General features: G+C 65.8%; 24 protein-coding genes. 8 read left to right on the top strand and 16 right to left on the bottom strand.

All coding sequences use genetic code 11. The features are described 5' to 3' along the window. Window positions 1–56: 56 nt before the first annotated feature. Entirely contained in the window at window positions 57–2,120 is a 2,064-nt protein-coding gene (locus FCT00_RS10785) for a LysM peptidoglycan-binding domain-containing protein (protein ID WP_138423026.1), read from the bottom strand. Between the two features lie 104 nt (window positions 2,121–2,224). Here FCT00_RS10785 and FCT00_RS10780 point away from each other — a divergent pair, with 104 nt between their 5' ends. Next, a complete protein-coding gene (locus FCT00_RS10780) occupies window positions 2,225–2,782 on the top strand; it encodes an LOG family protein (RefSeq protein ID WP_138423025.1) in 558 nt (185 codons plus the stop codon). On the opposite strand, the gene rarD is transcribed toward FCT00_RS10780, so the two are convergent. The 3 genes from rarD to FCT00_RS10765 all read right to left on the bottom strand — a co-directional run bounded on the left by rarD (window position 2,725) and on the right by FCT00_RS10765 (window position 5,176). Beyond that, window positions 2,725–3,660 (bottom strand): EamA family transporter RarD, encoded by a 936-nt coding sequence (rarD, locus tag FCT00_RS10775; protein ID WP_138423024.1) that lies wholly within the window; start codon window positions 3,658–3,660, stop codon window positions 2,725–2,727. The two genes, FCT00_RS10780 and rarD, sit on opposite strands and share 58 nt — an antisense overlap. Window positions 3,661–3,740: 80 nt before the next feature. After that, complete coding sequence (locus FCT00_RS10770; protein WP_008328302.1) at window positions 3,741–4,196, bottom strand: host attachment family protein; 456 nt, start codon at window positions 4,194–4,196, stop codon at window positions 3,741–3,743. A gap of 65 nt (window positions 4,197–4,261) precedes the next feature. Further along, window positions 4,262–5,176: a LysR substrate-binding domain-containing protein gene (locus FCT00_RS10765; RefSeq protein WP_138423023.1), complete on the bottom strand. Its 915-nt coding sequence runs from the start codon at window positions 5,174–5,176 to the stop codon at window positions 4,262–4,264. 114 nt (window positions 5,177–5,290) lie between these two features. Here FCT00_RS10765 and FCT00_RS10760 point away from each other — a divergent pair, with 114 nt between their 5' ends. Beyond that, window positions 5,291–5,803, top strand: a complete 513-nt coding sequence (locus tag FCT00_RS10760) for a DUF6647 family protein (RefSeq protein ID WP_138423022.1) — start codon at window positions 5,291–5,293, stop codon at window positions 5,801–5,803. A gap of 38 nt (window positions 5,804–5,841) precedes the next feature. On the opposite strand, the gene FCT00_RS10755 is transcribed toward FCT00_RS10760, so the two are convergent. The 7 genes from FCT00_RS10755 to FCT00_RS10725 all read right to left on the bottom strand — a co-directional run bounded on the left by FCT00_RS10755 (window position 5,842) and on the right by FCT00_RS10725 (window position 13,037). Then, window positions 5,842–6,069, bottom strand: a complete 228-nt coding sequence (locus FCT00_RS10755; protein WP_138423021.1) for a hypothetical protein — start codon at window positions 6,067–6,069, stop codon at window positions 5,842–5,844. 469 nt (window positions 6,070–6,538) lie between these two features. Next, window positions 6,539–7,138 carry a superoxide dismutase gene (locus FCT00_RS10750; RefSeq protein WP_008328293.1) on the bottom strand — a complete coding sequence of 200 codons (600 nt, stop codon included), beginning with the start codon at window positions 7,136–7,138 and terminating at the stop codon, window positions 6,539–6,541. Between the two features lie 258 nt (window positions 7,139–7,396). Further along, complete coding sequence (locus tag FCT00_RS10745) at window positions 7,397–7,945, bottom strand: sarcosine oxidase subunit gamma (RefSeq protein WP_008328291.1); 549 nt, start codon at window positions 7,943–7,945, stop codon at window positions 7,397–7,399. Beyond that, window positions 7,938–10,952, bottom strand: coding sequence for a sarcosine oxidase subunit alpha family protein (locus tag FCT00_RS10740; RefSeq protein ID WP_138423020.1), 3,015 nt, complete (start codon window positions 10,950–10,952; stop codon window positions 7,938–7,940). Before FCT00_RS10740 ends, FCT00_RS10745 begins: the two co-directional genes overlap by 8 nt. Next, window positions 10,949–11,272 carry a sarcosine oxidase subunit delta gene (locus tag FCT00_RS10735; protein ID WP_008328287.1) on the bottom strand — a complete coding sequence of 108 codons (324 nt, stop codon included), beginning with the start codon at window positions 11,270–11,272 and terminating at the stop codon, window positions 10,949–10,951. Before FCT00_RS10735 ends, FCT00_RS10740 begins: the two co-directional genes overlap by 4 nt. A 96-nt stretch (window positions 11,273–11,368) precedes the next feature. Next, entirely contained in the window at window positions 11,369–11,638 is a 270-nt protein-coding gene (locus FCT00_RS10730; RefSeq protein WP_008328285.1) for a hypothetical protein, read from the bottom strand. 151 nt (window positions 11,639–11,789) lie between these two features. Beyond that, complete coding sequence (locus FCT00_RS10725) at window positions 11,790–13,037, bottom strand: sarcosine oxidase subunit beta family protein (RefSeq protein WP_008328282.1); 1,248 nt, start codon at window positions 13,035–13,037, stop codon at window positions 11,790–11,792. Between the two features lie 186 nt (window positions 13,038–13,223). Here FCT00_RS10725 and ccmI point away from each other — a divergent pair, with 186 nt between their 5' ends. Genes ccmI through FCT00_RS10710 form a run of 3 tightly spaced genes read left to right on the top strand, consistent with a single transcriptional unit; the run spans window position 13,224 to window position 15,144 of the window. Continuing rightward, window positions 13,224–14,459, top strand: a complete 1,236-nt coding sequence (ccmI, locus tag FCT00_RS10720; protein WP_138423019.1) for a c-type cytochrome biogenesis protein CcmI — start codon at window positions 13,224–13,226, stop codon at window positions 14,457–14,459. Further along, window positions 14,456–14,923 carry a Holliday junction resolvase RuvX gene (ruvX, locus tag FCT00_RS10715; RefSeq protein WP_138423018.1) on the top strand — a complete coding sequence of 156 codons (468 nt, stop codon included), beginning with the start codon at window positions 14,456–14,458 and terminating at the stop codon, window positions 14,921–14,923. Before ccmI ends, ruvX begins: the two co-directional genes overlap by 4 nt. Continuing rightward, window positions 14,920–15,144, top strand: a complete 225-nt coding sequence (locus FCT00_RS10710) for a DUF1289 domain-containing protein (protein WP_138423017.1) — start codon at window positions 14,920–14,922, stop codon at window positions 15,142–15,144. Before ruvX ends, FCT00_RS10710 begins: the two co-directional genes overlap by 4 nt. A 117-nt stretch (window positions 15,145–15,261) precedes the next feature. Here the strand turns inward: FCT00_RS10710 and FCT00_RS10705 are convergent, their stop codons facing one another. From FCT00_RS10705 to purQ, 3 genes are all read right to left on the bottom strand, one after another. Continuing rightward, on the bottom strand, window positions 15,262–16,593 hold the full coding sequence (locus FCT00_RS10705; protein ID WP_040884304.1) for a sigma-54-dependent transcriptional regulator: 1,332 nt from the start codon (window positions 16,591–16,593) through the stop codon (window positions 15,262–15,264). Window positions 16,594–16,668: 75 nt separating this feature from the next. Next, on the bottom strand, window positions 16,669–18,459 hold the full coding sequence (locus tag FCT00_RS10700) for a sensor histidine kinase (RefSeq protein WP_008328271.1): 1,791 nt from the start codon (window positions 18,457–18,459) through the stop codon (window positions 16,669–16,671). Window positions 18,460–18,495: 36 nt separating this feature from the next. Continuing rightward, complete coding sequence (purQ, locus tag FCT00_RS10695) at window positions 18,496–19,164, bottom strand: phosphoribosylformylglycinamidine synthase subunit PurQ (protein ID WP_008328269.1); 669 nt, start codon at window positions 19,162–19,164, stop codon at window positions 18,496–18,498. A gap of 162 nt (window positions 19,165–19,326) precedes the next feature. Between purQ and FCT00_RS10690 the strand changes: the two genes are divergently transcribed. Together FCT00_RS10690 and FCT00_RS10685 are read left to right on the top strand one after the other, a co-directional pair. Further along, window positions 19,327–20,418, top strand: coding sequence for a sensor histidine kinase (locus FCT00_RS10690; RefSeq protein ID WP_008328244.1), 1,092 nt, complete (start codon window positions 19,327–19,329; stop codon window positions 20,416–20,418). A 52-nt stretch (window positions 20,419–20,470) separates the two neighbouring features. Beyond that, window positions 20,471–20,989 carry a GNAT family N-acetyltransferase gene (locus FCT00_RS10685; RefSeq protein ID WP_138423016.1) on the top strand — a complete coding sequence of 173 codons (519 nt, stop codon included), beginning with the start codon at window positions 20,471–20,473 and terminating at the stop codon, window positions 20,987–20,989. 56 nt (window positions 20,990–21,045) lie between these two features. Here the strand turns inward: FCT00_RS10685 and purS are convergent, their stop codons facing one another. Both purS and purC read right to left on the bottom strand, forming a co-directional pair. Next, on the bottom strand, window positions 21,046–21,276 hold the full coding sequence (gene purS / locus FCT00_RS10680) for a phosphoribosylformylglycinamidine synthase subunit PurS (protein WP_008328225.1): 231 nt from the start codon (window positions 21,274–21,276) through the stop codon (window positions 21,046–21,048). Between the two features lie 14 nt (window positions 21,277–21,290). After that, window positions 21,291–22,052 (bottom strand): phosphoribosylaminoimidazolesuccinocarboxamide synthase, encoded by a 762-nt coding sequence (purC, locus tag FCT00_RS10675; protein ID WP_008328224.1) that lies wholly within the window; start codon window positions 22,050–22,052, stop codon window positions 21,291–21,293. A 200-nt stretch (window positions 22,053–22,252) separates the two neighbouring features. On the opposite strand from purC, the gene FCT00_RS10670 reads away from it, so the two are divergent. Continuing rightward, complete coding sequence (locus tag FCT00_RS10670) at window positions 22,253–22,567, top strand: DUF1476 domain-containing protein (protein ID WP_008328223.1); 315 nt, start codon at window positions 22,253–22,255, stop codon at window positions 22,565–22,567. Window positions 22,568–22,760 lie beyond the last annotated feature (193 nt).

Below are 22,760 nucleotides of genomic sequence, written 5' to 3'. Positions count from 1 at the left end.
TTCCCTTTCCCTAAGGCCCTATCACCTAGGGTCTCGGACCGGAAAAGGCCAGTGGCCTAGTTGCCGCTCACATCGGCCGGAAGCTCGAACACCTGACCCGGATAGATCAGGTCGGGGTCACGAATCTTGTCGCGGTTCGCCTCGAACACCTGCACGTAAAGGAGCCCGTCGCCGTAGCGCTCGCGCGAGATCGCCCAGAGGGTCGACCCCGGCTGCACGGTGATGGCCGAAATCATCGGCTCGGCTGCCGGAGCCTTGGGGTCGCTGTCCGCCGGGGGCATATCCGGCGCTGAGGCCGTGTCGGGCGCATCGCTGTCCATCGCCGCCGTGACGGTATCGCCCACCTCAGGGGCATCCGGCGCGGCCTCCATCGGCGCCTCGGCGGCCTCCGGGGCGTCTCCTGCATTCGCCGACGTCGCGGCCTCGCTTTCAACGCCGACCTCCGCCGCGGGTGTATCCGGCACGCTCGGAGCCTCGCCCGTCTGCGCCGCGTCTGCGGTCTCGGCGGGCATTGCGGGCGCCTCGTCGTCGACGACGGTACCGGTCACCGCCGCAGCGGTTTCCGCAGGCTCAGGCGTCGGTTCCGGGTCGGCCCCGGTCTCGTCCGCTGCCGCCATATCCTCGGTCGCAGGGGTCGGCGCCGGGTCCGCCATGTCCGCCTCGACCACCTCGACCTCATCCTGCGCCGCAGCCTCGCCTTCCCGCGCCTCGCTCGCCCGGCCCAAAGCGGCGGCGAGCATCTCGCGGTCCTCGCGTTTGAAGGGAGATTCGACGCGCGCCATGACGGTGCCGTCCTCGGCCACCTCGTCGACCCGCAGGGTGTAGATCCCCGCCTCGACGCTTTCGGGCAGGGTCATGCGCCACTGGCCGGCCGGACCGACCGGCACGTCGCCCACCAGCCCGTTGTCGAGATAGAGCCGGACGGTGCCGCCCGGCTGACCGCGACCCGAAATCGTGACCTCGCCCGCGTCGTCATAGGCAATCGCATCGAGCGACAGGTCGGGCGCCGCGCCGTCCTGCAAGACGGTGATCCCGTCACGGTCGGCAAGCAGAACCCGTGGCGCCTCGGCCTCGGCGGTGACCTCGGGCGTTTCCGGCGCCGCGTCGGCTTCGGCCATGTCCGCGCTTTCGCCCGCTTCGGGCGCATCCGGCGCGGAAACCTCCGGCGCTTGCGCGACCTCGGTCGGCGTTTCGACGGGTTCGGGCGCGGTTTCCGGCGCTTCGTCCATAGCCTGCGCCGCATCGGCCATGTCCACCGGGGCCGTATCCTCAGCCGCTTGCGCCACTTCCGCGTCCGCCTCGGCGGTCTCGGTTGGCGCGTCCGGGGTCGTCGTGGCCTCGTCCCCCGCGACTTCCGTCGTCTCAGACGGCGCTTCGCTCGTCGGCGTCCCGGTGTCCGCCTCCGCGACCTGAACCGGCAGGTCGCGCGGCTCGACGATCACGGATTTGTCCGACATCATGTCCTCGCCACCCAAGGCGGCCATCAGTTGCATGATGCGCGGCGTATCCGAGAGCGGGAGGTCGAACATCGCGACGAAATTGCCGCCCGCATCGGCGGTGACGGTCATCATCCTCTCGCCCTCGACCATGACGGTCACGTCCGATCCGGGCGCGGCATGACCCGCGATCAGGGCCGATCCGTTCGGGTCGACCCGCACCACGTCGAATTCGGGCGGGGCCATCGCGGGCGTGTCGGTATCGGTCGCCTCTTCGGCACCCGGCTCGGACGTGGTTTCCGCGGTCTCGTCCGTCTTGGGTTCAGGCTGCGGCTCGGCGTCGGGAAGCGCCGCCACCTCGCCCTCGCTTGCATCGGGCTCCGATGCGCTTTCCGTCTCGGGCGCGCTTTCCGGGCCGTCCGCTTCGTCAGCCTCTGCCGCTTCGGCAGGCGCAGGCGTTTCCCCGGCCGCCTCGGCTGGTTCGTCCCCGGCGGCCTCGGCCGTCTCGTCGCCCGGCGTCTCCTCAGACGTCTCGGGCAAAGCCGCGACCTCGGCGGGTGCCTCGGGCACCTCGGCATCGGACCGTGGGAAATCCCCGGTCGTCACGACAGCAGCCACGACTGCGACACCTGCTGCAACCGCACCAAGCGCCCAGCCCAGCCAACCTCTCAGCAAGCCGATCATTCTTACCCTTTCGCCGTCCCCCAAACGCCCCGTATCCCCAAGGCTTGAGGGACATTAACAACGCGGTTATCACGGGTCAAAACACTTTCCCGAAAGGCTAACCCATGCCCGCGCCACAAGCTTCCGTCTGTGTCTTTTGCGGCTCACGCTTCGGGGCCAAGCCGGAGTACGAGGCCGAGGCGCGCGCCGTCGGCGCCCTTCTGGCCTCGCGTAACTGGCAATTGGTCTACGGCGCAGGGGACGTGGGCCTCATGGGCACCGTCGCCCGTGCGGCGCAGGAGGCTGGCGGCGCGACCTTCGGCGTGATCCCTACGCACCTATTGTCGATGGAAGTAGGCAAGCGCGACCTGACCAGTTTCGTCGTCACCGAGAATATGCACGAACGCAAGAAGGTCATGTTCATGAATTCGAACGCCGTCGTGGTCCTGCCCGGTGGGGCCGGATCGCTGGACGAGTTCTTCGAGGTGCTGACGTGGCGCCAGTTGGGCCTCCACGACAAACCGCTGATCGTGCTGAACACGCAGGGGTATTGGGACCCGCTCATCGCGCTGATCGAGCATACCATCGATCAGGGGTTCGCGGATCGGTCGCTCTTGGATTTCGTTCAGGTCGTGCCCGACGTCGAAACCCTCGCCGCGAGGCTGGACTCCGCCCTGTCCTGACGCAGGCTGACCCATGAGTAAAGCGCAAGCGCGACCCAGATGATCGGCAGCGCGATCATGTGCCAGCGGGTGACGAGCTCGCCGAAAATCATCGATGCGACAAGGAATTGCAGCGTGGGGTTGATGTATTCCATCAAGCCGAGCAGCCCGTATCCCAGCCGTCGCGCGGCGTAGGAGAACAGGATCAGCGGCGTGGCCGTCAGCACGCCCGAGAAAGCCAGCAGCAGGCTGTCGCGCAGGTCGTCACCGAACACGGCGAGGTTGCGGCCCGTGATCCCGGTCCAGCCGAACGCGTGGACCCCGACGAGCCACAGGACCGCCAGCGGCAGGAGAAGCGTGACCTCGGCCGTCACACTGGCCACCGGCCCTGCGTCCAGCCCTTTTTTCACGACGCCATAAAACCCGAACGTGGTCGCCAGAAGGAGGGAGATCCAAGGCGCCGCCCCCAGTCCCCAGGTCAGGATCGCGACGGCGAGCGCGGCCATGACCACCGCGACCCCATGCCCGAACCGCAAGCGTTCGCGGAAAATGACCACGCCCAGAAGCACGGCGACGAGCGGAAAGATGTAATAGCCCAGCGATGCCCCCAAGGCCCGGCCGGTCTGGACCGAATAGATGAAGAAGAACCAGTTGGTCGAGATCATGACGGCGGCCAGCAGCACCTGCCAGACGCGCCGCGACCCGATAAGTCCGCGCAAGGCCCCAAGCCGCCCCTGCACCGCCAGAACGCCCGCGAAGAAGACGAATGACCAGAGGGTGCGATGTGCCAGCACCTCTTCCGGCGGCACATGCGCCAGAGCCTTGTAATAGATCGAGGACAGACCCCAGATCACGCAGGCACCCGCGATGGCCGCGATGCCTTTGCCCGTCTCGCTCATCCCTGTCCGCTCCTGCCGTTTCGGACCGGGGGTGGCAGAGGCGCGCGGCGGGGTCAAGGCCGCGCGCCTCGCCCGATCTGTCAGGCCGCTTCGAGGTCTTCCTTGACGATCTTCTCGATCTTGTCGAGCGGGTGGTTGGTCAGGGTCTTGTCGACCTCGCCCACGATCCGCTTGGTGACCTCCTGATGCAATTCGTCGCGCAGGGCGCCCAGCACCTGCGGCGAGGCGGCGATGACGATCTTCTCGAACTCGCCGCGATGCGCCTTCTTGTAAAGGATGTCCGCCAGTTGCGAGGCGAAGCGTTCCTTGGCGAGTTCGTGCCAGTCGGTGTCGTCCAGCGCGGAGCGTTGGCCCACCCCGGTGTCCTGCATCCGGCCCGGACGGTTGGCCGATTGTTCGCGGTCGGACGGGTTGTCCTGATGCTCTTCACGGGTCACCACCAGATGCGGATTTTCGGCATCCGCGACATTCTCGAGAAACAGGGCCTTTTCGCTGTCGGCGACCAGAACCCAGGTCCCGGTATCGATCTGTGCCATTGCATATCCTCCTTAAGTGTCAGTGATTTAGGAAGAAACGCCCGGAACTTGGCGGGGGTTCCCGCCTACTCGGCGACCCGGATCGCGGTGGCGGGCCGTCCATCCTCGGCCACCTCGGCCTGCACCCACGTCCGAAACGCGGCGATCATCGGCTCGTCCATGCGGGCTTCATCGCAGGCGACTGAATAGATCACGAAAGGCATTGTCACGGTGTCGAATAGTCGCATGAGCCGACCCGACGCCACCGTGTCGCGCACCATCATGTCATAGGCCAGCGCCACACCGCCGCCCTGCTCCGCCGCCGTGGTGGCGAGTTCGCAATTGGGAAATTCCGGGCCTGCGGGCATCTGCGGTGGCGGGCATCCGGCAAGTTCGAACCATTCCGCCCACATATCCATCGTCTCGTCATGCATGAGCGTGGCGCGCGCCAGATCGGCGGGTGTCTCGATCCCCAGCCGCGCCTTCAGATCGGGCCGGATCACGGGATAGCGGGCCGAGGCCATGAGCGGTTCCACCAGCACACCCGCGACCGGGGCATCGGCCCAATGGATGACGATATCCGCATCGTTCGTGGCGAAGTCCGTCGAGGGCGCACCGACCGACACCCGCAGGCGCAGCCGGTCGGCATGGGCGAACCGCCCCATGCGCGGCACCATCCAGCGCGCGGCAAAGCCCGGCGTGCAGAGCACCCGCAGAACCTCGGGTTCGGCCCCTGCCCGCGCCGCCCGCGTGGCCCCGTCGATCCCGTCGAGCAGGGTTTCGAGCCGCCCCGCATAGGTCTCCCCCGTCAGGGTCAAGTGCATCGCGTTCCCGCGCCGCTCGAACAGCTTGGTATCGAGGAACTCCTCCAGCGCGCGAACCTGATGGCTGACCGCGGACGGCGACAGGCACAGCTCGTCCGCTGCGTCCTTGAAGCTCAAGAGCCGCGCGGCGGCCTCGAAGGCGCGAACGGCGGCGAAAGGGGGCAACTTGCGGCTCATCGCGCATGAATCCCGTTCATCGGCAGTTGAAGAACCGTCTTTTGCGACCGGTGCCTTCAGATCCTAGCATGATTTCAGGCTCACAACCAAATCCACGCTATCCGGAGTGATCTGATGCACCTCCTGTCCCAAGCCGGCCGCTGGCTGGCAACAATCCCGCTTTGCCTGTCCCTGTCCAAGGCACCCGTGGCTGCCGCCGAGCCGCCCATCGTCGGCAGCGATGTTCTGGGGATGCTGGAGCACTGGCTGGATGCGAACACGGACCTGCCCCCGCGCCCCGATCTGCCGGAAATCAGGGTCGTGTCCGCGCAACAGGCGGCCCTGATCGCGGGTCTGCCCGGTCGCGGCCACGGCGCCACGCGCGGGCTTTACGATGCCCAGTCCGAAACGATCTATCTCGTCCACCCCTGGGCCGCCGACGACCCCGAAGACCTGTCCGTGCTGCTGCACGAACTCGTCCACCACCGACAGGCCCCGCGCCATTTCTACTGCCCGGCGGCGCAGGAAGAGGGCGCCTATCGGGCGCAGTCGGCGTGGCTGGCCGAACTCGGTCTGAAAGCCGATGTGAACTGGATCGCCGTGATCCTCGATGCCGGGTGCACGCCGCGAGACATCCACCCGGACTGACGAAAGGCCCCGCGTTCGCAGGGCCCTCCGCACGCGGGTCAGACCTTTTCCTTGTCGCCCGACCCGTTCCGATCCTGCGCGAGCGGCCGGGTGTTGCCCGCCGAGGTCTCGTCGACCCGCTTTTCTTCGTCACGGGTGCCGACCTTGCGCTGAAGGTTTCCACCCGACGCGCCTTCCTGCGCCGTCTCATGCAGCTTTTCGGGCTTTCCGCCAAGGATCTCTTCGGTTTCGCTGTGCCCGTCTTTGGAGCGTTTGCGCTCGGCCATATCGTCCTCCTGTTTGCCGTTTCCCGAAAAACGCCCGCACGCCGCCCGCTGTTCCTTTGCAGTGGCAGACACGCAGAAAAAGGACGTCCGAAGCCAAAAGACCGCGACACTCGAAACCGCAGGCGCAGTGCCCCTGCCCCTTCGCGCCCAAGGACCAACCCACCGGAACGCCCCTTCCGACCGAAGCTTGCTTAGGAGCCGCCGTCGCCTGAGACCCGCAGGACGGTCGGCGGTCCGAACGCCAAGGAGAATCGCCGAGGGGCCCCGCCGCAGGTGGGGATACGGCTATTGTCCTTGGAGGGCGGGCCGGCGGCTGTCAGGCGCGGGATCGGGGGATGGCGGCTCCGGCGCTTGCTTTGGTGAGCCCGAGCCCCCACCGCATCGCTTCATCTGCCCCGCAGATGTGGCGATGAAAACAAAGCGGCCGCCCCTTGGGGCGGCCACCATTTCACATCATTCGGGCGTCGGATCACATGCGCGAGGCGACGTTTTCCCAGTTCACGAGGTTGTCGAGGAAGTTCGTCAGATACGCCGGGCGCTTGTTGCGGAAGTCGATGTAGTAGGAATGCTCCCACACGTCGCAGCCCAGAAGCGCGGTCTGACCGAAGCACAGCGGGTTCACACCGTTCTCGGTCTTGGTCACCTTGAGCGATCCGTCGGTGTCCTTCACGAGCCAGGCCCAGCCGGAGCCGAACTGGCCGGCGCCCGCGGCCGAGAAGTCTTCCTTGAACTTGTCGACCGAGCCGAAAGCTTCCGTGAGCGCCTTTTCCAGCTCGCCCGGCATCTTCTTTTCGCCCGGACCCATCATTTCCCAGAACTGGTTGTGGTTCCAATACTGCGAGGCGTTGTTGAAGATACCGGATTGGGCGACCGCTTTCGGGTCATAGGTGCCCTTGATGATCTCTTCGACCGACTTGCCTTCCCACTCGGTGCCGGCAATCGCCTTGTTGCCGTTGTCGACATAGGCCTTGTGGTGGATGTCGTGGTGATACTCCATCGTCTCCTTCGACATGCCGAGATCGGCGAGCGCGTCGTGGGCGTAGGGAAGGTCGGGAAGTTCGAAAGCCATTGGGATATCCCCCTGTTCTTCTGGTGTCAGTTGCCGCTTAGATGGGCCTTGGTCGCGCCCGAGGTCAAGGGGCGCAGGCCGGGTTTCCGGGTTTGCGGCGAATAATGAGCGGCACACGGGATGTGCACGGAACCCGTCTGCGCGCGGGCGCGTTGTCGCTTTTGGGCTGGCGTCACGGCTATCGGGCCGCGACGTGGAAAACAAAAAGCGGGGCATTCCGGCCCGCTTTCGGTCGCAACGTACTGGCCGCCTATGGGTTTACAGGTCGAGTTCCGAGCCGGGCCGCGCCGCATTCGACAAAAGGTCGAACACGTATTGCGCCTGACTGCGGAAGCACATGATTTCGAATGTCTGTGCATCCGTCATCCAGAACGCGCCGGCGACTTGGGCGAGCCGCGTGCGCCGGACCTGTCCGGGCGCGAAGCCGTCGAGCGGCGCGGGGGTGAGCTTGCGCAGCACCTGATCGGCCTTGTCCCCCTTCACCCGGAACACCGCGCGGGCGTCGGAGACCACGGCGACCAGCGCGTGATCGCCTTTGACGGCCCCCTGCACCTTCTCCGCCAGCCCCGGCGCGTCGGCATAGTCGCACAGCACCATCGCCTCGTCCGGCGACATCCACGCGAGCGACAGGTCGCCCTTGCTCGTCAGACCCAGCGTCTCCGGCACCGCAAGCCCAAGCGCCTTTGCCATTTTCGCCAGCACCTCCGGCGCGCCACGCAGGGTAATCATTCCGCGCGGGCCGGTGTCGGAGACCTGCGCGAAGCCGTCGAAGGCCGCGCCATTCAGAACGGAAACCGCATCAGACATCGGCCTTGGCTCCTTCCTTGTCGTAAAAACAGGTCTCGACGATCTTCGCCTTGATGACCGTGCCGGTGCCGTCCAGCGTGGCGAAATCCACGACCTCGCCCATCCGGTCCGGCCCGTGCTGGATCAGACCCATCGCGATCCCCTTGCGGATCGTGGGGGAGTAGTAGGTCGAGGTGACACGCCCGATCATGTTGCGCTGACCGTTGGCGTTAAAGCCCTCGCCCACCGCATAGGCCCCATCGGGGATCACGGACCCGTCGAGCGTTTCGAGCCCCACGAGCCGCCAGCGATCCGGGCTTGCCATGTGCGACCGCTCCTGCGCGCGCTTGCCGAGGTAGTCGGTTTTCTTCTTCGAGATGATCCAGCCCATGTTCAGGTCCTGCGGAATCACGGTGCCGTCGGTTTCGTCCCCGATCATCACGAACCCCTTTTCGGCCCGCATGATGTGCATGGCTTCCGTGCCGTAGGGCTGGATGCCATGCGCGGCCCCCGCCTCGGCCACCTTCGCCCAAAGCTCGGCCCCCCGGTTCGCTGGGACCGCGATTTCATAGCTGAGTTCGCCGGTGAAGCTGATCCGGTAGACGCGCGCCGGGATGCCCGCGAGCGTTCCGTCGGCCCATGTCATGAACGGCATCGCCTCTTTCGAGACGTCCATGCCGCCCAGAGCCTCAAGCACCTTGCGCGCCTTGGGGCCCGCGACGGCGACCTGCGCGTATTGCTCGGTCAGGTTGGCGGTATAGACTTTCCAATCCCACCATTCGCACTGGAGCCAGTCTTCCATGTGGCCGTGGATCCGATCCGCGCCGCCCGTAGTTGTGTGGCAGAGCCACGTCTGCTCGTCGATACGCGCGACCACGCCGTCGTCGGTGACGAAGCCGTTTTCGGTGCACATCAGGCCGTAGCGACATTTGCCCACCGGCAGGCTCGACATCACGTTCGTGTAGAGCATGTCGAGGAACTTGCCCGCATCGGGTCCGGTCACGAGGATCTTGCCCAGCGTTGAGGCGTCGAGCATCCCGACGTTTTCGCGGGTGTTCACGATCTCACGGTTCACCGCCTCCATGTCGGTCTCGCCCGTGCGCGCGAAACAGAAGGGACGGCGCCAATGCCCCACCGGCTCCCACACCGCGCCGGCGGCGTCATGGGCCGAATGCATCGGCGTGCGGCGGATCGGCTGAAAGAGCTCGCCCCGCGCTTCGCCCGCGATGGCCCCCATGCTGATCGGCGTGTAGGGCGGGCGGAAGGTGGTCGTCCCGGTCTGCGGGATCGCCTGACCCAGCGCATCGGACAACACCGCCAGACCGTTGATGTTGCTCAGTTTCCCCTGATCCGTCGCCATGCCGAGCGTGGTATAGCGTTTGGTGTGCTCGACGCTCGCATAGCCTTCGCGTGCGGCAAGCTGCACGTCCGACACTTTCACGTCGTTCTGATAGTCGAGCCACATCTTCATCCGCTTGTCCGGGCCTGCCGCCGTCGGCATGATCCAGACCTGTTTGAGCGGCTGGCGCTCGGTCTCGGGCGCTTTGGGTGCGGCTTTGCGCGTCAGCGTGCCGCCTGCGGCCTTGGCCGCCTGACGCCCGGCCTCATGCCCGTCCGCCAGCGCCTCGGCCAGCCCCATGGCGCCCGAAGCGTTCCCGGCTGTCAGGACGAACCCCTGCCCGTCCGCGCCCAGTGGCGGACGTGCGGGATCGGGTTTGAACATCGCCTCGGCATCGTCCCAGTTCAGCTTGCCACCGCAGTGCGACCACAGGTGCACCACAGGCGACCAGCCGCCCGACATGGCGACCGCATCGCATTCGATGGCGTCCGGCGTCGACTTGCCGTCGAGGTCGGCGACCATGACGCCCGTGACCTGTTTCTTACCCTTCACCCCGACCACGGCCTTGCCATGTATCAGCTTGATCCCGGCCTTGCGCGCCCGGTCCGCGAGCGGCCCCACGAGGGTGGCGCGCACGTCGATGATCGCGGGCACCTCCAGCTTCGCCTCTTTCAACGCGAGCGCGGTCAGGTAGGCATCGTCGTTGTTCGTCACGATCACCGTGCGCCGGCCCGGCGCGACGCCCCAGTTCACCACGTAGTCGCGCACGGCAGAGGCCAGCATCACGCCCGGCACATCGTTGCCGGGGAAAGACAGCGGGCGTTCGATCGCGCCGGTCGCGGTCACGATCTGCTTGGCGCGGATGCGCCACAGGCGGTGACGCGGGCGGTCGTCGCCCGGCGTCGAGTCGGCCACACGCTCATACCCCAGCACATATCCGTGGTCATAGACGCCCGCACCCATCGTGCCGAGGCGCAGCGTCACATTTTCAGCGGTCTCAAGCTCTTGGACCGCGTTGTTCACCCATGTTTCGGGGTCGAGACCGTCGATCTGCCCGCCATCGACCGGGGCACGCCCGCCCCAATACGCGGTCTGCTCCAGCACCATGACCTTGGCGCCGCCCGCCGCAGCGGCCCGCGCGGCCGCGAGACCCGCGACACCGCCGCCGATCACCAGCACGTCCGTGTGGTGATAGACATGCTCATAGCGGTCCGCATCGGGCTCCTTCGGCACCTGACCCAGACCCGCCGACTGACGGATGAACGGCTCGAACAGGTGCTTCCACGCGAAACGCGGGAACATGAAGGTCTTGTAGTAGAACCCCGCCGGCAGGAACCGCGCGGCCAGATCGTTCACCGCGCCGATGTCGAACTCCAGCGACGGCCAGTGGTTCTGGCTGGTCGCGGTCAGACCGTCGAAAAGCGGTGTCGTGGTGGCGCGCTGGTTCGGCTCGAACCGCCCGCCTTCGCCGAGGTTCATGAGCGCATTCGGCTCTTCCACGCCCGAAGCCACAACGCCGCGCGGACGGTGATACTTGAAGCTTCGCCCCATCACGGACTGGCCCGATCCGAGCAGCGCCGAGGCGAGCGTGTCACCCGCATAGCCCGTCATGGCCTTACCGTTGAAGGTGAAGCGCAGCTTTTTGGAACGGTCGATCAGCCGCCCCTTTCCGTCGAGACGATGGCTCATCCCCGACCCTCCCACTCCGGCAGGCGTTTCTTGATGGCGGCGACGATCTCTTTCGTCGGTTCCGGCGTCTGGGCCTTGTAAGTCCCGTAGACCTCCAGCGTCACGGTGTGGCGGGCCGCGAGGAACCATTTCCCGCAGCCATAGGCATGACGCCACCGCTCGAAATGCACGCCCTTGGGGTTCGCCCGGTCGAACAGGTAGGCCTCGAACGCCTCGTCGCTGTCGCCCACGGTGGCACGCTTCAGATGCGCTTCGCCCCCCGGTGCCAGTTCGGTTTCGTCGGCCTCCACGCCGCAATAAGGACAGGTGAGGATCAGCATGTCGCACCTCCGGTCAGGGTGGCAGAGGCGCCACGCATGCGACCGGCCCGCACGCCAAAAGGCGGCAGGCCGGTCAGTCTGGTTGTGATGGTCGTATTATTCGGCTGCGGGTTCGGCGCTTTCACCAAAGTCGCTGGTGGCACTGCCGATCCGGTTTTCCGCACCCTCGATTGCGCCGTTGTCCCCTGCGCCTTCGATGGTGACGTTGACCTGATCGCCCGCACCGGACGGGTCGCCCGCGAAGACGAACCATGCGATGACGGCGACGACGACGACAAGGATGCCGACGACGAAGGCCAGTCCGGTATTACCACCGCCGGATTGCACGACGGTGTGGTCAGGGGGCGTGTCGCTCCGATCTGCCATTTTCGATCTCCTGTGCAATTCTCAGTTGCACAGCCAACGCGCTGTCCGGCAGCGAGGTTCCAAGCCCCCGCCAAGTGAGGCATCACTCGCGTAACGCACGCGACCGGCACGGTTTTTTTGACTTTCGGATGCATGTTTCCAACCGCCCGCATCAGTGCGCCACCCCGGCGGCGACGGACTCGTCGATGAAGCGCCCCTCGCGGAAGCGATCCACGCCGAACTCGGCCGCGAGCGGCCCCGGCTCGCCCTTGGCCACAAGCTCGGCCATCGCCCAGCCGGAGCCGGGGATCGCCTTGAACCCGCCGGTGCCCCAGCCGCAATTGACGAAGATATTGCCCACGGGCGTTTTCGAGATGATGGGCGAGCGGTCCCCGGTCATGTCCACGATCCCGCCCCACTGGCGCAGCATCTTCAGCCGCGAGATCATCGGGAAGGTTTCGACCAGCGCGCGCACGGTCTCTTCGATGTGGTGGAAGCTGCCACGCTGGGTGTAGTTGTTGAACCCGTCGGTGCCGCCGCCGATCACCATCTCGCCCTTGTCGGACTGGCTCATGTAGCCATGCACGGTGTTGGCCATCACGACCACGTCCATGCAGGGCTTGATCGGCTCCGACACCAGCGCCTGAAGCGCGACCGACTCGATCGGCAGTCGGAACCCGGCCATTTCGGCCAGATCCGAGGAATGCCCCGCGACGACCAGCGCAAGCTTGCCGCATTCGATCCGGCCTTTGGTCGTGTTCACCGCCTTGACCTGACCGCCCTCGGTCTCGACCCCCTGAACGGCGCAGTTTTGGATGATGTCCATCCCCATGCCCGCGCAGGCCCGCGCATAGCCCCAGGCCACCGCATCGTGACGCGCGGTGCCGCCGCGCGGCTGCCACAGCCCACCCAGCACCGGATAGCGCGGGCCGTCGATGTTGATGATCGGGACCAGCTCCTTGACCTTCTCCGGCCCGATGAACGTCGTATCGACCCCCTGAAGCGCGTTCGCATGGGCCGTACGCTCGTACCCGCGCACTTCGTGATGGGTCTGGGCCAGCATGATGACGCCGCGCGGCGAGAACATGACGTTCATGTTCACGTCCTGGCTCATCGTCTCGTAAAGCGAGCGCGACTTTTCATAGATCGCCGCCGAGGGGTCCTGCAGATAGTTCGACCGGATGATCGTCGTGTTGCGGCCCGTGTTCCCGCCGCCGAGCCAGCCCTTTTCGATCACCGCCACATTGGTGATGCCGAAGTTCTTGCCCAGATAGAACGCGGTGGCGAGCCCGTGGCCCCCGGCCCCCACGATGACGACATCGTAGCGTTTCTTGGGTTCCGGATTGCCCCAGGCGCGCTCCCACCCGGTGTGGTAGCGCAGCGCCTCACGCGCGATGGCAAAGGCCGAATATCGTTTCATGCGAATCCCCGACGTCGTGGTTCGCCCCGTTCATATCAACCCGACGATCCGCGCCAATGCGGCGAACGGCACCACCTGCACCAAATGCGACATCAACTTGTCGTCGGTTTCCGACACGCGATGTCGCAGGGGGTTTTGCAGGACACGGCAAATGGGTAGATGAGGGGGAACTTTTCGGGAGGGACCATGGGGTTCTGGATGCTGGCGGCGCTCGCCGCGATCTTCATCGTGCTCATTCTGGGCTACGCGCTGTTCGCGCCCGCCCGCACGACGGCCCGCGCCAGCGCGGAATTCGACATGGCGGTCTACCGCGACCAGCTCAAGGAACTCGACCGCGACGTGGCGCGCGGTGTCGTGTCCGAAGCGGATGCCGAGCGCACGAAGATCGAAATCTCGCGCCGTCTGCTGGAAGCCGACCGGGCCGCGCAGGCGCAAAGCGGCGCGGGCCGCGCGCCCCGCTCCGCCAGCATCGCCGCCGTCGCCGGGATCGCGGTGCTGCTGGTCGGGGGCGGCTGGTATCTCTATTCCGATCTGGGCGCGCCGGGTTACCCGGACCTGCCGCTGGACCTGCGCAAGAGCCTCGCCGCCGAAGCACGCGAAAACCGCCCGGACCAGAAAGCCGCCGAGGCCGAGATGCCCGCGTGGGAAGGCCCTGCCGCCGACGTGCCGCAGGATTACGTCGAACTCGTCGCCCAATTGCGCACCGCTGTGGCGCGCCGCCCCGGCGATGTTCAGGGCCTCGCCCTGCTGGCCCAGCACGAGGCGCAGCTCGGCAACTACCGCGCCGCCCACAACGCGCAATGGTCGCTTATTCAGGCCAAGGGGGATGAGGCGACGGCGAACGACTATTCCGACCTCGCCGAGCTTCTGATCCTCGCCGCCGGTGGCTATGTCTCGCCCGAGGCGGAAACCGCCCTCTCGCGCGCGCTCCAGATCGAACCGGGCAACAAGGTCGCGCGCTACTATTCGGGCCTGATGTTCGCCCAGAACGACCGCCCCGACCTCGCCTTCCGCATGTGGCGCGCGCTGCTCGAAAGCTCGGCGCCGGAAGATCCGTGGGTCGGCCCGATCCGCGAGCGCATCGAACTTCTCGCCTCAGCCGCGGGCGTCAACTACACCCTGGCCGAAAGCGGGGCGGCCCCCCGCGGCCCCTCGGCGCAGGACATCGAAAATGCCGCCGAAATGACCGAGGAAGAGCGGCAGGACATGATCCGGGGCATGGTCGCCGGCCTGTCCGACCGTCTGGCGACCGAGGGCGGCCCGGCCTCGGACTGGGCCCGCCTCATCCGGGCGCTCGGCGTGCTGGGCGACATGGGACAGGCGCAGGCGATCTGGGCCGAGGCGCAGGCGCGGTTCGAAGGTCAGCCCGGCGAACTCGACATCGTGCGCGCGGCGGCCCGTGACGCGGGGGTGGCCGAGTGATCTTCGACGACATCGCCGATTTCGCCGCCGCCCTGCCCGCGATGACGGCGCTCGCCGGCCTCGACTACGGAGACAAGACCATCGGCGTGGCCGTATCCGACGGGATGCGCCAGGTGGCGACGCCGCTCGACACCATTCGGCGCGGCAAGAAATTCACGCAGGACGCCGAGGCGCTCATGGCGATCCTCGACGAACGCGCGATCTCCGGCCTCGTCCTCGGGCTGCCGCGCAACATGGACGGCACCGAAGGCCCGCGCTGCCAGAAAACCCGCGCCTTCGCGCGCAACCTGTCGCGCCTGACCGACCGCCCGATCACCTTCTGGGACGAACGCCTGTCGACGGTGGCCGCCGAACGCGCCCTCCTCGAAGCCGACACCTCACGCGCCAAACGATCCGGCGTGATCGACCACGTGGCCGCAGGCTACATCCTGCAAGGCGCGCTCGACCGCATGAGGCACCTGTGACCGACGACGTCTGGACCCGCGACGAGCCGCTGTCGCCCTGCAACAAGGTCTGCCAGATCCATCCCGAAATGCGCATCTGCATCGGCTGCTACAGGACGATCAACGAGATCGCCACATGGTCGCGCCTCACCGACATGGAACGCCGCGAGATCATGGAAACGTTGCCCGACCGCGCGCCCATGATCGCCAAGCGCCGGGGCGGCCGCGCCCGCACCCGCTGACACGCGAAAAGGCGCGAACCCCTCGGCCCGCGCCCCTCTTTCCGGTCCGAAATATCCCGGGGGGTGCGGGGGGCTGGCCCCCCGCTTGGTCGGATGACGCAAAAGCGTCATTCGAAATTAGAGATAATCCGCCCGCTGCAACCCGTATTTCGCCATCTTCTCGTTCAGCGTCCGGCGCGGCAGCGACAGCTCTTCCATGACCCCCACGATCGAGCCCTTGTGGCGGCGCATCGTGTTGTCGATGAGCATCCGCTCGAAGGCTTCGACGTATTCCTTGAGCGGCTTGCCCTCCGTCGTCACCACCGGCTGCACGTCGTCGTGGTCGTTCATCAGAAGCGAGGCGATGGTGCCCGTGCCGCGACGGCTTTGCAGCACGGCGCGTTCGGCGATGTTGATGAGCTGGCGGATGTTGCCCGGCCATGGGGCCTGCAACAGTTGCGCGGCCTCCTGTGCGGTGACGCTGGGCGCGGCGCAGCCGTATTCCTCGGCGAACTGGTCGGCGAAGCGCGTGAACAGCATCAGGATGTCCTCGCCGCGCTGGCGCAGCGGCGGCAGCGTGATCGTCATGGTCGCAAGGCGATAGAACAGGTCAGGGCGCAGCGCGTCCTCGCAGGTCTTGCCGGCTTCCTGAAGGTTCGACACCGCGATCACGCGGGTCTCGGGCGGGGTGCCCTGATCGTTGATCCAGCCCAGAAGCTTGGCCTGCAACCCGTCCGGCAGCGCCTCGATGTCCTCGAGCACCAGCGTCCCGCCCCGTGCCTCTTCGACGGCGGGCAGACGCCCGCCCTCTTCCATCGGGCCGAAGATGCGGCGGCTGAGGTCGTCTTCGTCCTGCCCCGCACAGCGGATCACCACGAACTTGCGCCCGGCCTTGGCCCCGACCGCGTGCAGTGCGTGGGCCACCAGCGTCTTGCCCGTGCCGGTTTCACCGTCGATCAGGACGTGTCCGTCGGATTGGCCGAGGTCGAGAATGTCCTCACGCAGCCGCTCCATCAGCGGCGAAGCGCCCACGAGTTTCTTCATGATCGTGGTGCCGTCGCCCAGTTCGCGGCGCAGGATGCGGCTGTCGAGCGTCACCCGGCGCGATTGCGTGGCCTTCTTGGCGAGTTCGGTCATCCGGTCCGGGTTGAACGGCTTTTCGAGGAAATCGTAGGCACCCACCCGCATCGCTTCGACCGCCATCGGCACGTCACCGTGCCCCGTTATCATGATGACGGGAAGTGCCGAGTCGACGCTCATCAGTTTCTTCAGGAATTGCATTCCGTCCATGCCGGGCATCCGGATGTCGGAAATGACCACACCCGGGTAGTCGGTGCCGACGTTCTTCAGCGCCTCTTCGGCGGAGGGAAAGGTTTCGGTGTCGAACCCGGACAGTGCGAGCCATTGGCTGATCGACTGGCGCATATCCTGTTCGTCATCGACGATCGCGATTTTCATTGCCTGTGCCATTCTTGATGTACCCTCCGGCCCCCCTTTCGGGCCAATTCAGTACCGGACCTATCCCGTCCGGTCGTGCGCGTGCCGCTATTCTGCGGCTTCGACGCCCGATGATTTGTTTTTGGTCGCTTCCTTGTAGATAGGAAGTTCCACCTCGAATACAGCCCCCCCGGCGGTTCCGTTGCGCGCGGTCAGGCGCCCGCCGAAGTCGCCGACGATCCCCGACGAGATGGCGAGGCCAAGTCCCACGCCGTCCCCCGGTGCCTTGGTGGTGTAGAAAGGCTCGAACAGTTGATCGAGGTCTTCGACACCCGGCCCGTTATCACGCACGGAGATCACGACTTGTTCCCCGCCGGTGAGCAGAATGTCCACTTGCGGATCGTCCACCGACTTGGTCGCGTCGATGGCGTTGCGCAGCAGGTTGATGAGAACCTGCTCCAGCCGCACGTTGTCGCCCATGATCATCACCGGCTCGCGCGGCACGTTGCGCGTGATGCGCACCTGACGGCGTTTGAGCTGCGGTTCCATCATCGACAGCGCCATCGACACCGACTGGCGCACATCCATCGGCTGAAACGCGTCGCCGCCCTTGCGGGCATAGGATTTGAGCTGTTTCGTAATCAGCCCCATCCGTTCGATCAGGTCGTCGATGCGCTGGAACGACGAAAGCGCCTCTTCGGGCCGCTTGCGTTGCAAAAGCAGCTTGGCCCCCGCGAGGTAGGTTTTCATCGCGGCGAGCGGCTGGTTGAGTTCGTGGCTCACCGCCGCCGACATCTCGCCCAGAGCGGCCAGTTTCGAAGATTGCGCCAGCGTCTGCTCGGCCACTTGCAGGTTCTTCTCGGCCTTCTGCCGCTCGGCCACTTCGCGGCTCAGGGCGTCGTTCAGCTCACGCAACTGCGCGCTTTCGCGCTGGAAAAACCGGCTCGCCGTGGTGGCGCGGCGGCTGACCACGTAGAAACCGACCGTCAGCAGGATCGCGAAGCCCATGATTTCAAGCGCCAGAACGCCGTTCACCCGCTCGCGGACCGAGGCATAGGTGGTGAAGCTGGTCATCTGCCAGCCCTGGAACGGCACCCGGCTGGTCTGGCGGATCACGTCGTCGCCGGCGAAGAACGCCTCGGACGGCAGGGCCGCCCATTGCGCCGTGCGCTCCAACGCCCGTTCGATCGCGGTCGCGGGGGGCAGCGTGTTCATCGCATCGCCTTCCGGCAGCCCGCGCCAGCGCGGTTCGGTCGTCAGGATCACACGGCCTTCGCTGTCGGTCACGTAGACCGCATCGGAAATCCGCGCCCAGCTTTGCTCGAACTTGGCGAGATCCACGACGACGACGATGACGCCGATCAATTCGCCCCCGTTCAGGATCTTGCGCGCATAGGTGAAGTCATACCCCCCCGCCTCGGTCTGCGAGACGGTGAAGACGGTGTCGGACGACCGGAGCGCGTTCACGAAATAGGGCTGCGCGCGGTGGTTCGACCCCAACCTCTCCCGGTCGGTCGAGGCCACGGCACGCCCCGTCTGGTCGAGAAGCAGAAGCGACTGCGCCCCGATCTCGTCCCGAAACGAGATAAGGCGTTGCGAGGAATTGACGTAATCCTCTGAATTCAGGGCCGAAATGAACGCCGGGTCGCGCGACAGCAAGAGCGGCACAACCGAATTTCGCTGCAACTCGGAGATCAGGTTCCCGGTGTAGAGCGCCATGCGAAGCTCGGCCCGCGAGCGGGTGCTTTCGGTGTAGCGTTGGGTGAGCCACTGGTTCGAAATCCACACGACCGCGATGGCCGCGGCGACGAACAGCACCAGCACCACGCGGCCCACAAGGCCGAATGCCGGAGAACGCGGGGGGCGGTGCCCCTCGCCGTTGGTGTCGTCGTTCGTCATGGATCGGTTTTACGCCCCGCGCGGCGTGCGCTCAAGTCAGGCGGTTTCGAGCGAGGCGGTGAGCGAGCGGAACATTGCCACCCCGTCGGTGCCGCCATGCTGCGCGTCGACGGCCCGTTCCGGGTGCGGCATCATGCCGAGCACGCGGCGGTTTTCCGACAGAACGCCCGCGATGTCGGCGGTGGACCCGTTAGGGTTTTGGTCGTAGGTGAAGGCGATCCGATCCTCGGCGCGCAGTTTCGCCAGCGTCTCGTCATCGACGGTATAATTACCATCGTGATGGGCGACCGGGATCGAGATCATGTCGCCCGCGTTGTAGCCGCTGGTGAAATCCGACTGCGAGGTCTCGACACGCAGGTCGAGCGCCCGGCACACGAACTTGAGGTTCGCGTTGCGCATCAGGGCACCGGGCAGAAGGCCGGTTTCGGTCAGCACCTGAAAGCCGTTGCAGACACCCAGAACATAGCCGCCGCGTTCGGCATGAGCCTTGAGCGAGGCCGTGATGGGCGAGCGGGCCGCGATGGCGCCGCAGCGCAGGTAGTCACCGAAGGAAAAGCCCCCCGGAACGCCCACGATATCCACGTCTCCGGGCAACGCGGTGTCCTTGTGCCAGACCATCGTCACCTTGGCCCCGGCCCGTTCGAAGGCCACCGCCATGTCGCGGTCGCAGTTGGATCCGGGGAAGACGAGAACGGCGGCTTTCATGGTGAAAAATCCCTCTGGCGCGGTTGGTTTCGCTCATAGTCGCAGGCCCCCCGAGGGTCAAGCACAGGCGAAACGGTGCCTGAGTCTCATTTCGCAATTGCATGGCACGACCACCGCACATAACGTGTATCCGAAATCAGTATCTGGACGATCACTCCCACCATGACCGACAGGCCACCGCTGCCGCCGACCCCGGCGCATAACGAGGAACGGCTGGCCGCGCTCGGCGCGCTCGGCCTGCTCGACACCCCTGCCGAGGCGGGGTTCGACAGCGTGACCGCCTTCATCTGCCGTGCGCTCGACGTCCCCACCTCGCTCGTGTCGCTGGTGGACCGGGACCGGCAGTGGTTCAAGTCTGCCAAGGGATTCGACGAGCCCGAGACGGCGCTGGAAAGCTCGGTCTGCGCCTATGTGGTGCTCGAGGACGACCTGCTGGAAATCCGCGATCTGACGCAGGACCCGCGGACCGCCCGCAATCCGCTGGTGGCCCAGACGGACGGCATCAGGTTTTATGCCGGCGCCCCCCTGCGCCTGTCGGACGGTCAGGTCATGGGCGCGCTCTGCGCCATCGACGTCAAACCCCGCGAACTCACGGATATCCAACGCGAAACCCTGATCGTGCTGGCCGATCAGGTGGTCGCCCAGATGGAATTGAAGCAGGCGCTCGCCAATGCCGAGACCCTGCGCAAGGAAATCGACCACCGGGTGAAGAACTCGCTCCAGTCGATCTCGGCGCTGACCCGTATTCAGGCCCGCAAAGCCGAGGAACCAGCGGTCCGCGAGGCGCTGAAACAGGTGCAGGCGCGGGTCGAGATGGTCGCGGCCCTTCACGAACAGCTCTATCGCTCGTCGGCCACGCACGACGTCGATCTGGCCGATTTCGCAGGCAAGGTCGGCGCGATCCTGAACGGCACGAGCCCGCCGGAAATCGAGGTGCAGGTGGCTTTCGACCGCGTGCGCGTCGATCCCGAACAGGCGTCGGCCATCGGTGTGATCCTGAACGAATTCGCCTCGAACTCGATCAAGCACGCCTTTCCCGAGGGGCGCATGGGGCTTGTCCGGTTCTCCGGCAAACGCAAGGGCGGCTCGCTGGTGATCGACCTGTCGGATGACGGCGTCGGGATGGGGCCGATCTCACACACCTCGGGCATCGGGCTGGCGGTGATCGAAGCCTCGGTCGCGCAACTGGGCGGCGCATGGGAGCCTTTGCTCGACCGCACAGGCACCGCTGCCCGCCTGACCATTCCGCTTTGAGGTCGGGCGGTAAGGCCCTATGATCGCTGGCAAATCCTGAAAGGGGCGCGCCGTGCAGATCACATCCTTTTCGACCGACCGCTACACCGTCCGCCCTTGGCGCAGCGCGCTTTCGGACCCCGCCGCGCGCGCCGACCTCGAAACCGCTCTCGCGCGCATCCTGACACCCGAGGTGCTCGCCCACCTGCCGCCGTCCCTCACGCTCGGCCCCGGCGATCGCGTCGCGGATTGGATCGACGCGCGGGAGGCCGAAAGCGATGTCCTGACGGTCACGACCGCGCGGGACGGGGAATTGATCGGTTTGGTCATTCTCGCCCAAGACCCGGACGCGGCCTTGCCGACCGTCCACCTCGGCTACCTGTTCGCGAAATCCGTTTGGGGTCGGGGTGCCGCGTCGGAGGTCGTCACGGGCCTTGTGCAATCTCTACGGGCCTCTGCCCCGGTCCGGCTGATCGGCGGCGTGGACCCGGCCAACCCGGCCTCGGCGCGGGTTTTGGAGAAGGCCGGATTTGCACGCGACCCGGCCCTGTCGTCCCAAAACAGCACGATCTACACAAAGGACTTGGCCTGACCCTTTCGGATCAGGCGCATCTTCGGTTCTGACTGGTAATCGGGAAAGGCCGGGCCTCAGCCCATATGAACCTGATAGCTTTCGATCACGGTGTTGGCGAGCAGCTTTTCGCACATGTCCCGGATCGTGTCCTCGCTCGTGCCCTCGGCCACGTCCAGTTCGATCACCTTGCCCTGACGCACGCCTTCGACCCCCTCGAAGCCAAGGTTGCCCAGCGCGTGACGCACAGCCTCGCCCTGCGGGTCCAGAACACCGTTTTTCAGCATCACGTCGACGCGCACTTTCATCGCAGGTGTCCCTTTCAGTTGATAAGCGTGGGCTTGGTGGCGTGCGTCACATTGGTGGGCAGCACGCCCAGACGCTTGGCCACCTCGGTATAGGCGTCGGACAGGCTGCCCAGATCCTGACGGAACACGTCCTTGTCCAGCTTGCGGCCGGTTTCGATATCCCACAGGCGGCAGGAATCCGGGCTGATCTCGTCCGCCACGATCAGCCTCATGAAATCGCCGTCCCAGACGCGCCCGATCTCGATCTTGAAGTCGATCAGCTTGATCCCGACACCGTGCATGACACCGGCCATGAAATCGTTGACCCTGAGCGCCAGCGCCACGATATCGTCCAGATCCTGCTGGCTCGCCCAGCCGAAGGCGATGATGTATTCTTCCGGGACCAGCGGATCGCCCAGCGCGTCGTCCTTGTAGGAGAACTCGACGATGGGGCGCGGCAGCGCGGTGCCCTCTTCCAGACCCAGACGCTTGGCCATCGACCCTGCGGCAAAATTGCGCACGATCACTTCCAGCGGCACGATTTCGACCTGACGGATCAGTTGCTCGCGCATGTTGAGCCGCTTGATGAAGTGATTGGGCACCCCGATCGCGGTCAATCCGGTCATGAAGAATTCGGACAGGCGGTTGTTCAGCACGCCCTTGCCCTCGATCACGTCCTTCTTCTGCGCGTTGAAGGCGGTCGCATCGTCCTTGAAATACTGGACGAGCGTCCCGGGTTCCGGGCCTTCGTAGAGAATCTTCGCCTTGCCCTCGTAGAGCTTCTTGCGTCGTGCCATGCGTGTGGGCCTTTTCCGGCAGCGGGCCAACTGCCCGCCATTTGTCGCGCTATAGTGCATCGGCCCCTGTCCCGCAAGGATGCGCAAGGCGCTATCCCGATCTCGCCCGCACGGCGCGCGCGCTCTGTGCACAGGGGTTGCGGGATGGGCGGCGAGCGGGCATATGAAAGAAAACAGGCCATATCTGGGACCACGGGAACATGACCACTTTCGACGACCGCGAAAACGCTTTCGAAAACAAGTACGCCCACGACGAAGAGATGAAGTTCAAGGCGGAAGCCCGCGCGAACAAGCTTCTCGCGATCTGGGCCGCGGGCCTGATGGGCAAGACCGGTGCGGACCTCGACGCCTACATCGCCGCCGTCATCAAGGCCGATTTCGAAGAAGCGGGCCATGAGGACGTGGTGCGCAAGGTCGCGGGCGATCTGGGCGACAAAAGCTCGGCCGACGAAGTGCGCGCGCAGCGGGTCGTCATGCTGGCCGAAGCCAAGTCGCAGTTGATGGGCGAGGCTTAAGTCCCTCACATTCCAAGAAGAATTTGCGGAAAGGCACCTCGTTTCGGGGTGCCTTTCTTGCATCATGTGACGTGACGAAACCGGGTTTTTGGAAACCTCGGGCCGGTGATCGCGTTGTAACTCCAACTGAGAATTGGAGTGAAACAATGCATACGGCTGGCCAGACAGTACATGTCGGCGGGGCGGCGCTACA

Origin of the sequence: Maritimibacter alexandrii, from assembly GCF_005871115.1 — a bacterium.
Lineage (GTDB): Bacteria > Pseudomonadota > Alphaproteobacteria > Rhodobacterales > Rhodobacteraceae > Maritimibacter > Maritimibacter alkaliphilus.
The sequence above is the reverse complement of the archived record's forward strand: the minus strand, read 5'-3'. Positions and strand labels throughout refer to the sequence as shown.